The sequence below is a fragment of the Marichromatium sp. AB32 genome (genome assembly GCF_003718675.1).
In the GTDB taxonomy this organism is placed as follows: Bacteria; Pseudomonadota; Gammaproteobacteria; order Chromatiales; family Chromatiaceae; genus Marichromatium; species Marichromatium gracile.
In genome coordinates this window covers 49173-62068 of the sequence record NZ_RHFJ01000009.1, presented here as the reverse complement: position 1 = coordinate 62068, position 12896 = coordinate 49173, and the positions used below count along the sequence as shown (strand labels likewise).

The 12896-nt window shown below is 67.5% G+C and carries 9 protein-coding genes and 2 tRNA genes; 8 read left to right on the top strand and 3 right to left on the bottom strand.

The window, feature by feature from the left end:
• Positions 1-123: 123 nt before the first annotated feature.
• Together EBL85_RS04835 and EBL85_RS04830 are read right to left on the bottom strand one after the other, a co-directional pair.
• Positions 124-3381 (bottom strand): efflux RND transporter permease subunit, encoded by a 3258-nt coding sequence (locus EBL85_RS04835; RefSeq protein ID WP_123142310.1) that lies wholly within the window; start codon positions 3379-3381, stop codon positions 124-126.
• A complete protein-coding gene (locus tag EBL85_RS04830) occupies positions 3374-4438 on the bottom strand; it encodes an efflux RND transporter periplasmic adaptor subunit (protein WP_123139233.1) in 1065 nt (354 codons plus the stop codon). Before EBL85_RS04830 ends, EBL85_RS04835 begins: the two co-directional genes overlap by 8 nt.
• A gap of 334 nt (positions 4439-4772) precedes the next feature.
• On the opposite strand from EBL85_RS04830, the gene EBL85_RS04825 reads away from it, so the two are divergent.
• From EBL85_RS04825 to EBL85_RS04800, 6 genes are all read left to right on the top strand, one after another.
• Positions 4773-6596 carry a long-chain fatty acid--CoA ligase gene (locus tag EBL85_RS04825; RefSeq protein ID WP_123142309.1) on the top strand — a complete coding sequence of 608 codons (1824 nt, stop codon included), beginning with the start codon at positions 4773-4775 and terminating at the stop codon, positions 6594-6596.
• 32 nt (positions 6597-6628) lie between these two features.
• Positions 6629-6702, top strand: a tRNA-Gly gene (locus EBL85_RS04820).
• 14 nt (positions 6703-6716) lie between these two features.
• Complete coding sequence (locus EBL85_RS04815; protein ID WP_123139231.1) at positions 6717-7034, top strand: putative signal transducing protein; 318 nt, start codon at positions 6717-6719, stop codon at positions 7032-7034.
• Positions 7031-8113, top strand: coding sequence for an A/G-specific adenine glycosylase (gene mutY, locus EBL85_RS04810; protein WP_123142308.1), 1083 nt, complete (start codon positions 7031-7033; stop codon positions 8111-8113). The genes EBL85_RS04815 and mutY overlap by 4 nt, the downstream gene beginning before the upstream one ends.
• 40 nt (positions 8114-8153) lie before the next feature.
• Complete coding sequence (locus EBL85_RS04805; RefSeq protein ID WP_123139229.1) at positions 8154-8426, top strand: oxidative damage protection protein; 273 nt, start codon at positions 8154-8156, stop codon at positions 8424-8426.
• Positions 8427-8824: 398 nt separating this feature from the next.
• Positions 8825-8900 (top strand) — tRNA-Phe (locus EBL85_RS04800).
• 120 nt (positions 8901-9020) lie between these two features.
• Here EBL85_RS04800 and rpoH read toward each other — a convergent pair.
• Positions 9021-9860 (bottom strand): RNA polymerase sigma factor RpoH, encoded by an 840-nt coding sequence (gene rpoH, locus EBL85_RS04795; protein WP_123139228.1) that lies wholly within the window; start codon positions 9858-9860, stop codon positions 9021-9023.
• A 739-nt stretch (positions 9861-10599) separates the two neighbouring features.
• On the opposite strand from rpoH, the gene EBL85_RS04790 reads away from it, so the two are divergent.
• Positions 10600-11613, top strand: a complete 1014-nt coding sequence (locus tag EBL85_RS04790; protein WP_123142307.1) for an amino acid ABC transporter substrate-binding protein — start codon at positions 10600-10602, stop codon at positions 11611-11613.
• A gap of 42 nt (positions 11614-11655) precedes the next feature.
• Entirely contained in the window at positions 11656-12891 is a 1236-nt protein-coding gene (locus EBL85_RS04785; RefSeq protein ID WP_123142306.1) for a DUF1015 domain-containing protein, read from the top strand.
• The last annotated feature ends 5 nt before the right edge of the window (positions 12892-12896 follow it).

The following is a 12896-nucleotide window of genomic DNA, read 5'->3' as shown; positions in this document are numbered from 1 at the left end:
AGAGGGCATCCTCACTCGGACACCACCAACAACTGGCGGCTGGTAGCTGGTAGCTGGAGGCGGACCGCTGGTTGGGTTGCCGCCCTGGCAACCCAACCGACGTACCGGCAGTTGGCGGGACGATCAGCCGGTGGCGCGGCGGATCCACTCGACGCGCTTGTGCATCACGCCGTAGTAGACCACCGGGATCACCACCAGGGTGAGGACGGTGGAGACGAACAGGCCGAACAGCAGCGACACCCCCAGCCCGGAGAAGATCGGGTCGTCGAGGATGAAGGCCGCGCCGGCCATCGCCGCGACCGCGGTGAGCGCGATCGGTCGGGCACGGACCACCGCCGAGTCGATCACCGCGGTGGCGAACGCCTTGCCCTCGCGCACCTGCTGGTTGATGAAGTCGACCAGCAGGATGGAGTTGCGCACGATGATGCCGGCCAGGGCGATCATGCCGATCATCGAGGTGGCGGTGAACTGGGCGCCGAGCAGGGCGTGCCCGGGCATGATCCCGATGATGGTCAGCGGGATCGGCGCCATGATCACCAGCGGCACCAGATAGCTGCGGAACTGCGCCACCACCAGCAGATAGATCAGGATCAGGCCGACGCCATAGGCCGCGCCCATGTCGCGGAAGGTCTCATAGGTGATCTGCCACTCGCCGTCCCACTTGAGGCTGTACTCGTAGGGGTTGTCCGGCTGCTGCAGGAACCACTGCTCGAGCCCAAGCTCTTCATCGAGGGCCGCGGAGATGGCGAACATGCCGTAGAGCGGGCTGTCGGTGGCCCCGGCGACGTCCGAGGTGACATAGACCACGGGCAGCAGATCCTTGTGGTAGATGCTGTGCTCGCGCTCGGTCTCGACCACCTCGACGATCTCCGAGAGCGGCACCAGCGCCCCACTCTCTGCACGCACCCGCAGCGCCAGCACCTGCTCGACGTCGGCCTTGTCGGCCTCGCTGTACTCGACGCGGATCGGCACCGCGTACTTGACCCCGGCGCCGTGCAGATAGCTCATGTCGTCGCCGTCGAGCACGCTCGCCAGCGCCTGGGCGATGCTCGATTGCGCCACCCCGAGCCGCGCGGCCTTGGCGCGATCGACCACCACCACCAGCTTGGTGGCCGGGTACTCGACCGAGTCGTCGACGTCGACGACGCCCGGGGTCGACTCGAACAGCGCCCGCACCGCCCGCGCGGTCTTGATCTGACCGGCATAGTCGAGCCCGTAGACCTCGGCGACCAGCGGCGAGAGCACCGGCGGACCGGGCGGGATCTCGACGATCTTGGCCACTCCGCCGTGACGTTCGGCGATCTCCTGCAGCGGCGGGCGCAACGCCAGCGCGATCTCGTGGCTCTGGCGATCACGATGGTGCACATCGACCAGGTTGACCTGCAGATCACCGAGATGCGCGCCCTCGCGCAGATAGTACTGACGCACCAGACCGTTGAAGTTGATCGGCGCAGCGGTGCCGGCGTAGGACTGGAAGTCGGTGACCTCCTCGACCCCGGAGAGATAGTCGCCCATCTCCGCGAGTACCTGGGCGGTGTGCTCGAGACTGGTACCCTCGGGCATGTCGAGCACCACCTGGAACTCGCTCTTGTTGTCGAAGGGCAGCATCTTGAGGATCACGGTGCGGTTGACCGCGAGGCTCACCGAGGCGGCGATCAGCGCAAAGATGCCGAACAGCAGGAACCAGCGGTTGCGCCAGCCGCGCCGGCCCTCGAGGAAGGGCGTCATGATCCAGGTGAAGAAGCGCGCCAGTCGAGCGCCAGCCGCGCCCTCCTCCTGATGACCGGCCGCGGCCTGCGGGTCGGCGTCGTAATGACGCGCGAGCATGGCGTTGGTCATCCACGGGGTGAAGACGAAGGCCACCACCAGCGAGATCAGCATGCCCATCGAGGCATTGATCGGGATCGGGCTCATGTAGGGGCCCATCAGGCCGCTGACGAAGGCCATCGGCAGCAGCGCCGCGATCACCGTGAAGGTGGCGAGGATGGTCGGTCCGCCGACCTCGTCGACCGCGCCCGGGATCAGCTCGAGCAGGCGTCGGCGCGTGCCGCTGACGTGCAGCGCCATGTGACGGTGGATGTTCTCGACTACCACGATGGCGTCGTCGACGAGGATACCGATCGAGAAGATCAGCGCGAACAGCGACACCCGGTTGAGGGTGAAGCCCCAGGCGAACGAGGCGAACAGGGTCAGCGCCAGGGTGACGATCACCGCCGCGCCGACGATCACCGCCTCGCGCCAACCGATGGTCAGCCACACCAGCAGGATCACCGAGCTGGTGGCGAAGATCAGCTTGGTGATCAGCTTCTTGGCCTTGTAGTCGGCGGTCTGGCCATAGTCGCGGGTGATGGTGAACTCCACCCCGTCGGGGATGAAGATGCCGCGCAGCTGCTCGAGCCGCTCGGTCACCCGCCCGGCGACGTCGACGGCATTGATGCCGGGGAGCTTGGCCACCGCGATGGTCACCGCCGGCACGCTGCCGGCCAGCTCCAGCCCGGTGTGCGTGGCGCCGAGAGCGGCGCCCATACGCACCGAGGTGGTCGGCTGCTGCGGCCCGAGCTCGACCCGGGCGACATCGCGCAGATAGACCGGACGCCCGGCGTGCAGCCCGACCACCAGATCGGCGATCTCCTGCGGGCTGGTGAGGAAGGTGCCGGCCTGCACCAGCAGCTCGCGGTTGTCGGCGGTCACCGTGAGGTTGTCCCTGGTGGTGTTGCCGGCCTGCAGCGAGCGGCGCAGGTCGTCGAGATCGATGTCGTAGCCGGCCAGCGCCTGCGGGTCGAGCAGCACCCGCACCACCTGATCGGCGGCGCCGACGGTGTAGACGTCGCGGGTGCCGGGGACGCGCTTGATCTCCTGCTCGATGGCATGCGCCACCTGGCCGAGTTCGAAGGCGCCGACGGCGGGGTCGTCCGACCACAGGGTGGCGGTGAGGATGGGCACGTCGTCGATGCCCTTGGGCTTGACGATCGCGCTGCCGACGCCGAGGTTCTGCGGCAGCCAGTCCTGGTTCGACAGCACCTTGCTGAACAGCCGCACCACCGCGTCGGTGTTGTCCTCGCCGACCTCGTACTGGACGGTGAGCACCGCCATGCCGGGGCGCGAGACCGAGTAGATGTGCTCGATGCCCTGGATCTCGGCGAGCACCTGCTCGGCCGGACCCGAGACCAGGTGCTCGATCTCGCTGGCCGAGGCACCGGGATAGGGGATGAAGACGTCGGCGAAGGTGACGTCGATCTGCGGTTCTTCCTCGCGCGGGGTCACCAGGATCGCGAACAGCCCGAGCAGCAGCCCGAGCAACGCGAGCAGCGGGGTGATCTCGCTGTTCTGGAAGCGCGCGGCGATGGCGCCCGCGAGCCCCTGTCGCGCCGGCTCAGTCATGGTCGGCCTCCACGGCCGCACGTCGTGCCTCGGCCTGGGCCTTGATCGCAACCCCGGCGGCGATCGGATCGAGGGCGACGCGCTCGCCGGCGTTCAGCCCGGCGAGCACCACCACCACGTCGTCGAGCTCGCGACCGAGCCGGATCTGGCGCAGGATCAGGTGATCGTCGGCGGTCACCACATAGACCCCGGTGACCTCGGAGCGACGCGCCACCGCCGCGCGCGGCACCACCAGCTCGTCCTTCACCCCGACCACGAAACCGGTCTTGACGAACATGCCGGGGAACAGCGACGGCGTGCCCTCGGGCAGCTCGATACGCACCTTGAAGGTATTGGAGCCGAGGTCGGCGAAGGGGAAGACGGTGATGCGATCGGTCTCGACCCGTTCGCCGTCGGGCAGATAGACGCGGGCCTGCGGCTCGCGACGCACCGAGGCGATCGCGCTCTGCGGCACGTCGACGATCACCCGCAGCTGGTCGAGCGAGATGCCGGTCATCACCGGCTGTCCCGGCGACAGGGTCTCGCCGATCTCGACGTGACGGTGGGTGACGATGCCCGAATAGGGGGCGCGGATCTGGGTGTAGTCGAGCTGCTCCTGGGCCTGCTCGAGCCGCGCGGTGGCCGAGTCGAGCTCGGCCTGGGCGGCGGCGAGATCGGCGGTGGCCTTGTCCATCGCCGAGTCGGAGACATTCTTGCGCGCATAGAGGCCCTGGATGCGCTCGAACTCCTCGCGCGCCTGCAGCAGCCGCGCCGAGGCGGACTTGAGGTCGGCGGCGGCCTGGGCGACCTTGGCGCGATGTTCGGTGTCCTTGATACGGGCGACCACGCTGTTCTGCTCGACATAGTCGTCGACGTCGAAGGTGATCTCCTCGACCCGACCCTGGGTCTGGGCCGAGACCGTGGTGCGGTTGACCGCCTCGACGATGCCGTCGAGACGGTACTCGCGCGGCAGCGTGCGGTATTCGGCGACCGCGGTCTCGAGAGAGGGGCTATCGGCGGCCTGGAGCAGGCCGGGGGCGAGTGCGGCGAGCGCCGCAATCAATCGGATGGTACGCATGGGGAGTCGGAATCGTCAAAATATTAGAATTTTATTATATTTGCGGCGCAGTTGACCTTTCAACAACTCCCAACACATGACCTCGCCGCAGCCCGCCCCAAGTATGGCGTAATCAGGCGGCGAGACGAGACGATCAGGGGCGCGGAAAGATTGCAAATCGGTGACGGCCTTTATACCGTAGCCCGGCTCGGGTCGAGCAGCTCCGCCCCAAGGGGCGGCAGCGATGCCGACCGCTCGCACGCACCGATCGGTCCACGGGCTCGAGCGCATCCAGACGGACGGTCGACGCCAGACCGTCCGATCCAGACAGCAACACGGCGGAGAGGGCAGTTTCGTGAGCCGATGGTCCGAGGATTTGATCCCGATCGACCGAGCAAGAACCCTGGACGGGCTCTTCCTGCAACGGGTGGCACGCTCACCACAGCGCGTCGCTTACACCCATTTCGAGCGCGCCAGCGGGTGGAAGGATCTGACTTGGGCCGAGGTCGGTGAGGCGACGGCGCGCTGGCGTCAGGCGCTCGCCGACGAGCAGCTCGAGCCCGGCGACCGAGTCGCGATCCTGCTGCGCAACTGTCCCGAGTGGGTGATGTTCGACCAGGCCGCGCTCGGACTCGGTCTGGTCACGGTCCCGCTCTACACCGACGACCGCGCCGACAACGCCGCCTACATCCTCAACGATGCCGCGGTCAAGGTGCTGCTGGTGCAGGATCTCGGTCGCTGGCGTCGTCTGGCCGAGGCCATCGGCGACTCGCCCTGGCCGCTGCGGGTGGTGTTGCTGGAGGCGAGCGAGGCCTCGCGCGCCTGCGCCGCGGCCGACCCCCGGGTGGTGGTCGCCGAGGACTGGCTGCCGGCCACGGCCCCGGCGCCGACCCCGCGCGAGGGGGACCCCGACGCGCTGGCGACCATCGTCTACACCTCGGGCACCACGGGTCGTCCCAAGGGGGTGATGCTCAGCCACCGCAACATCCTCAGCAACGCCCACGGCGCGCTGACCCAGATCGATGTCTACGGCGAGGACGTCTTCCTCTCCTTCCTGCCGCTCTCGCACATGCTCGAACGCACCGGCAGCTACTATCTGCCGATGATGGCCGGCTCACGGGTGGCCTATGCGCGCTCGATCGGCCAGCTCGCCGAGGACCTGCAGACCATCCGCCCGACGGCGATGATCGCCGTGCCGCGGGTGTTCGAGCGCGTCTATCAGCGCATCCTCGATCAGCTCGACAAGCGGCCCAAGCCGGTACGCTGGCTGTTCAATGCCGCGGTGGCCGCCGGTTGGCGCGCCTTCGAGCACGAGCAGGGCCGCGCCGGCTGGCACCCCTGGCTGCTCGTCTGGCCGCTGCTGCGACGCAAGGTCGCGCTCCCGGTCCAGCAGCGACTCGGCGGTCGGCTGCGCGCCACCGTCAGCGGCGGGGCACCGCTGTCGACCGAGGTCGCGCGCACCTTCATCGGTCTCGGCGTGCCGCTGCTGCAGGGCTACGGCCTCACCGAGACCAGCCCGGTGATCAGCTTCAACACCCTGCAGTCGAACATTCCGGCGAGCGTCGGCGTGCCGCTGCGCGGGCTGCAGGTGCGCATCGGCCCGGAGAACGAGCTGCTGGTGCGCGGCGACAACACCATGCTCGGCTACTGGAACAACCACGCCGCCACCGCCAAGATGCTCGCCCAGGACGGCTGGCTGCACACCGGCGACCAGGCGCGCATCGAGGACAACCACATCCATATCACCGGGCGCATCAAGGACATCCTGGTGCTCTCCAACGGCGAGAAGGTGCCGCCCGGCGACATGGAACTGGCCATCGCGCTCGACCCGCTGTTCGATCAGGTGGTGGTACTCGGCGAGGGGCAGTCCTATCTCAGCGCGCTGCTGGTGCTCAACCCCGATCTCTGGCCGGGGCTGGCGCTCGAACTCGGACTCGATCCCGAGGACCCGACGAGCCTCGCCAACGCCAAGCTGCACAAGGAGGCGGTCAAGCGTATCCGCACGGCGCTGCGCGACTTCCCGGGCTACGCCAAGATCCGGCGCGTCACCCTGACCCTGGAGCCCTGGACCATCGAGAACGGGTTGCTCACACCGACCCTCAAGGTCAAGCGCAACAAGGTGATCGAGCGCTACCAGGACGCCATCGAGCACATGTACAAGGACTCGGAGCTTGCCTGAGCGGGGCTGAACGCATACAATCGGGGACGAATGCGGGTGTAGTTCAATGGTAGAACCTCAGCTTCCCAAGCTGATGACGTGGGTTCGATTCCCATCACCCGCTCCACTCCCCAGTCCTCTATGCGTCCACTCTATCAAGCAGGCGACCGCATCGAGGCACAGCTCCTCCACGATCTGCTCGATCGCCATCTGATCCGTACCGTCATCCTCGGCGACGCCCTTGCCGGTGCCGCGGGCGAGCTGCCGCTCGACATCCATCCGACCCTCTGGCTCATCGACGACGACGATCGTGAGCGTGCCGAGGCCGTACTCGCGCGTTTCCTCCGCGAGGGGCTCGGCGGCCACCCGACCCCGGCCTGGACCTGCCCGCACTGCGGCGAGCAGGTCGAGGCCGGATTCGCCCTGTGTTGGAACTGCGCGACCCCCTACCCCGAATGAGCACACCCGACCTCTTCGCCAGCGAGCCCCCTGCCCCCTGGCCATCGACCGATTTCGCCGCCGCCGTGCTCGACTGGTTCGACCGGCACGGACGCAAGGACCTGCCCTGGCAGCACGAGCCGACCCGCTACCGGGTGTGGGTCTCGGAGATCATGCTGCAGCAGACCCAGGTGGCGGTGGTGATCCCCTACTTCGCGCGCTTCATGACGCGCTTTCCGGACCTGTCGAGCCTGGCCGCAGCCCCGCTCGACGAGGTGCTGTCGCTGTGGTCCGGGCTCGGCTACTACGCCCGCGCGCGCAACCTGCACCGCGCCGCGCGCACCGTCGTCGAGAGCCACGGCGGGCGCTTCCCCGACACCCTGGCGGCGGTCGAGGCGCTCCCCGGCATCGGTCGCTCCACCGCCGGCGCCATCCTCTCGCTCGCCGACGGCCAGCCCCATCCGATCCTCGACGGCAACGTCAAGCGGGTGCTGGCGCGCTGCTTCGCCGTCGACGGCTGGTCGGGACAGAGCGCGGTGCTCAAGCGGCTGTGGCAACTCAGCGAGCGCTGCACCCCGCACCAGCGCACCGGCGCCTACAACCAGGCGATGATGGACCTCGGCGCCACCCGCTGTACCCGTGCCACCCCGGACTGCGCGCGCTGCCCGCTCGCCGCGCGCTGTCAGGCCCTGCACCAGGGGCGCCAGCGCGAGCTGCCGGCCCCGCGCCCGCGGCGCACGCTGCCCGAACGCCGCACCCGGATGCTGGTGGTCCGCGACGACACCGGCGCCGTCCTGCTCGAGCGCCGTCCCGCGAGCGGTATCTGGGGCGGGCTCTGGAGCCTGCCCGAGACCGACCCCGGGCACGATCCGGCAGATTGGTGCCTGGCGCGCTTCAACAGCACCCCCGACACGGTTGAAACCCTGCGTGGACGCCGTCACACCTTTACTCACTTCGTGCTGGAGATCGAGGTCGTGCAGCTCCGGCTGTCGGCCCCGGCCACGACCGTGAACGAGGCCGATCGCCGCTGGGTCGGTCCCGAGGAGCGCGCCACGCTCGGCCTGCCGGCGCCGGTGGCGAGCATCCTCGACCAAGACTGAACGACGCGCCCTCCGGCATCCGCAGCAACAGGAGCCAAGCATGAGCCGTACCGTGCACTGCGTGAGACTCGGCCAGGAGGCCGAGGGACTCGATCGCCAACCCTACCCGGGTCCGCTGGGCGCACGCATCTTCGAACAGGTCTCGAAACAGGCCTGGCAGGAGTGGCTGCGTCACCAGACCATGCTGATCAACGAGAACCGACTGAGCCCGATGGACCCCAAGGCCCGCCGCTTCCTCGAGACCCAGATGGAACACTTCTTCTTCGGCGACGGCGCCGAACTGCCCGAGGGGTACGTGCCGCCAGGCAGTTGAGCGACCAGCGACCAGCGACCAGCGACCAGCGACCAGCGACCAGCGACCAGCGACCAGCGACCAGCGACCAGGAGATTGAACCGCAAAGCCGCGAAGGGCGCGAAGTGATTCAAGCTGCCAGCCGCCAGTGGAGGGACGCCCTCGACGATAGCGCCACGCTCCATTCACTGTCGGCACACCGGGTGGCGTGCCAACACTCGAAGGCAGACAGCCACTGGCAGCTGGAGGCTGATCGCCGGAAGCTCTTTCCTTCTTCGCGTCCTTCGCGGCTTTGCGGTTCAATCCGCTGGCGGCTGGCGACTGGCGGCTGAGAGCTTGAAAAAAGACTTGACGGACCAAAATTCCGTTGGTTTAATACTGCGCTCAAGCCAAGCAGCATGCTTGCACACGAACTACCTGCCCAGGTAGCTCAGTTGGTAGAGCAGGGGATTGAAAATCCCCGTGTCGGCAGTTCGATTCTGTCCCTGGGCACCATCTTCGAAAGGCCCCGTCGATGTCCGTCGACGGGGCCTTTTTCGTTCTCCCCACCATGAAAAAGGCCCGCACTTGGCGGGCCTCGGTGAGGGCTGCGCGCATCCAGCGCGCCCGGGCTCATCATATCTCCAACTGCAGGCGCAGCTTCTTCATCGCGTTCTTCTCGATCTGGCGGATGCGCTCGGCCGAGACGCCGAACTGTTCGGCCAGCTCGTGCAGGGTCTGCTTGCGCTCGGAGAGCCAGCGCTCGCGCAGGATGGTCTTGCTGCGCTCATCGAGTCCCTGGAGTGCGGCATAGAGACGCTCGCGTTGATTGCGCTCGGAGTCCTCGCGTTCGAGCAACCGGCCCGGCTCCATGCTGTTGTCGGGCAGATAGGTCGAGGGCGCCGAGGGGGCGTCGTCGTCATCGTCGTCGAGACCGTCGAACGACAGGTCCTGGTTGGCCAGACGCGACTCCATCTGCAACACCGTCTCCGGCTTGACCCCGAGATCGGCGGCCACGTCCTCGACCTCCTGACGGGTGAACCAGCCCAGACGCTTCTTGGCACTACGCAGGTTGAAGAACAGCTTGCGCTGAGCCTTGGTGGTGGCGACCTTGACGATGCGCCAGTTGCGCAGGATGTACTCGTGGATCTCGGCGCGGATCCAGTGCACCGCGAAGGAGACCAGACGCACCCCCATGTCGGGCTCGAAGCGACGCACCGCCTTCATCAGGCCCACGGTCCCCTCCTGGATCAGGTCGGGCAACGGCAGACCGTAGCCGAGATAGCCGCGAGCGATGCGGATCACGAAGCGCAGGTGCGAGGTCACCAACCGCTTGGCGGCATGGGCATCCCCATGATCGCGCAGCCGCACGGCCAGGGAGCGCTCTTCCTCTGCGGTCAGGACTGGGATCTGGTACGCGGCGCTGATGTAGGCATCGATGGTGCCAGTAGGCACGAGAGTGAGATCCTTCGCCATAGTCCAATACCTGAGTTGTAAGCTTGGATAATTATCCTAGCAGTACGCTAAGGAATATGCCAGCACTTTTGCCGCGGATTTGGAGACAGGAGCACGACAAAAGTTCAATCAGACTCTAGGCAAGCATCGGCATAGGGACAAGATCCGAGCGGTTAATTAGGGATCGTATCTTTCGATAACAACCATAGGCGAAGCTGATAACTGATTTTTTATTTTTTAAAAACAGTTACTTGAACAAATCAACCAAGGGCAACCCAAGTCGCTCCATCGCGAGATGACAGGGTGCCGAGGAGATTCTCAAAGGTTGGACAAAACCTGAACAGTGGTTCTTCGTCGCTAGGCTGCAAACAGCCTCGGGCGAGCCCTGGGCATTGCGCCGCGAGGACGATACTGAAAAGATAGTCGGTCACATCCAGACCGGAGAAAGGATGCGGATGCCAGACAACGAGAGGCCCCCAACCCATGGCATCGGCGTGGCTGCTTGCTGAAGACATGGACCGATCCGCGCCACCCTGCCCGGTGGTCGCTGGCCACCGCCCGAAGATCGCCGTCCACGCCCACACTCAGCCACCAGACGGCTCGCACCCGGTGGTGATGGCCTGCTCGGCGACGCGTCGACAACGGCCAGCGCCGTCAGGCTCGCCGCAAGCGGATACAGCGACCCGCTCCGGACGCCCAGGCGATCGTCGGTCCGGACGCTGAAGACCTCCTCCGAGCGACCGTCCAGCGGAGACTTGCGATGCGGATTCGACAGCAATGGCTCATCGGCCTGATCCTCGCCACCATCCTCGCCCCGGGGAGCGCCGACACCCTCGACGAGGTCCGCGCACGCGGCGAGCTAAGCTGCGGGGTCAATCAGGATGTACCAGGGCTGTCGTACCGCGACGCCGACGGCCACTGGCACGGACTCGACGTCGACTTCTGTCGCGCGGTGGCCGCCGCCACGCTCGGCGATGCCCGGCGCGTGCGCTTCGTCGCCACCTCGCCGAACGACCGTCTCGCACGCCTGCGCGACGGCGAGTTCGACCTGTTGGCGCGCAACACCACCTGGACCCTGACGCGCGATACCGAGCCCGGCATCACCTTCGTCGGCATCCTTTATCACGACGGTCAGGGCTTCATGGTCCATGACGACAGCCCCGTCCACAGCGCCCTCGAACTCGACGATCAGTCGATCTGCGTGATTGCCGGGGGCACGGGGCCGGGCAATATCAGGGGCTATCTCGCGCGCCACCGGATGCGCGCGCGGCTCGTCATCAGCGCCGATAGCCGCAGCGCCACCCAGGCCTATCAGGATCACCAGTGCGAGGTCTTGAGCACCGACCAGTCGCAGCTGTTCGCGATACGCTCGATGCTGCCACAGGGCAACAGCGGGCATCGCATTCTCCCCGAGGTGATCTCCAAGGAGCCGCTCTCGCCGGCGGTACGCGACGACGATCGACGCTGGTTCGACATCGTGCGCTGGACGCTGTTCGTGCTGATCGATGCCGAGGAGCAAGGCATCGACAGCCACAGCCTCACCACGCCCACGACAGAGCTGCCCCCGACCATGCCGTCACCGGAAGACGATGCCCGGATCGGCGCCCGACTCAGTCTGACACCGGGCTGGCGCCAGCGCATCATCGTCCAGGTCGGCAACTATGCCGAGCTGTTCGAGCGTAACCTTGGCGCTCACTCGCCGCTCGGGATCAGGCGCGGCCTCAACGCGCTCTGGCGCGACGGCGGCATCCTCTACGCGCCGCCGAGCCGCTGACGAGGCCACCATCCCCCGGACCATCCAACAGCGAGAGCACCCATGCCCCTGATCAAGCCCTTCACCGGCCTGCGTCCGGCACCCGATCGTGCCGAGGCCGTCATCGCCCCGCCCTATGACGTCATCAACGTCGCAGAGGCACGCGAGCTGGTACGCGAGCGCCCCTGGAGCTTCCTGCACATCTCGCGTGCCGAGGTCGACCTGCCGGAGGGCACCGATCCCCATGACCCGAGCGTCTATGCCCAGGCTCGCGCCAACCTCGAGCACATGCTCGCGGCCGGGGTGCTGCGACGCGACCCGACCCCAAGCTACTACGTCTACCGGCTGACCATGGACGGACACCGCCAGACCGGACTGGTCGCCGCCGCCTCGGTGGCGGCCTATGACGACGGTCGGATCAAGCGCCACGAGTTCACCCGCCCGGCCAAGGAGGACGACCGGGTGCGCCAGATCGAGGCGCTCGACGCCCAGACCGGTCCGGTGTTCCTCGCCTACCGCGCCCAGGCCGCGGTCGACGGCCTGCTCGCCGCGACCACCGAGCAGCCACCCGAGGTCGACGTCACCGCCGCCGACGGCGTGCGCCACGAGCTGTGGCGGCTCGGCGAACCAGCGCAGGTGGCCGCAATCGACGCCGCCTTCGCCGCGATCGACGTGCTCTACGTCGCCGACGGCCATCACCGCTCGGCGGCCGCCTCGCGGGTGGCCGCAGCCCGCCGCGAGGCCGGCACCGCGCCGGGCGGCGCGCACGAGTCCTTCCTCGCGGTGATCTTCCCCCACGATCAGCTGCGCATCCTCGACTACAATCGGGTGGTGCGCGATCTCAACGGCCACAGCCCGGAGACGCTGCTCGCGGCCATCGCCGAGCGCTTCGCCGTCGACCCGGCGGACACCCCGATCGCGCCCGCACGCCCCGGCGAGTTCGGGCTCTATCTCGCCGGACACTGGTATCGGCTGAGACTCGACCCCGGGCTGATCCCTGCCGACGACCCGGTCGCCAGCCTCGATGTCAGCCTGCTCCAGCAACACCTGATCGAGCCACTGCTCGGCATCGACGACCCGCGCCGCGATCCGCGCATCGACTTCGTCGGCGGCATCCGCGGACTCGACGGGCTGCAGCAACGCGTCGACAGCGGCGAGATGGCGCTCGCGCTCGCCCTTCACCCCACTCCCATGGCATCGCTGCTCGCCGTCGCCGACGCCGGCGCGGTGATGCCGCCCAAGTCCACCTGGTTCGAACCCAAGCTCGCCGACGGACTGGTGAGCCACGTCCTGGACTGACACTG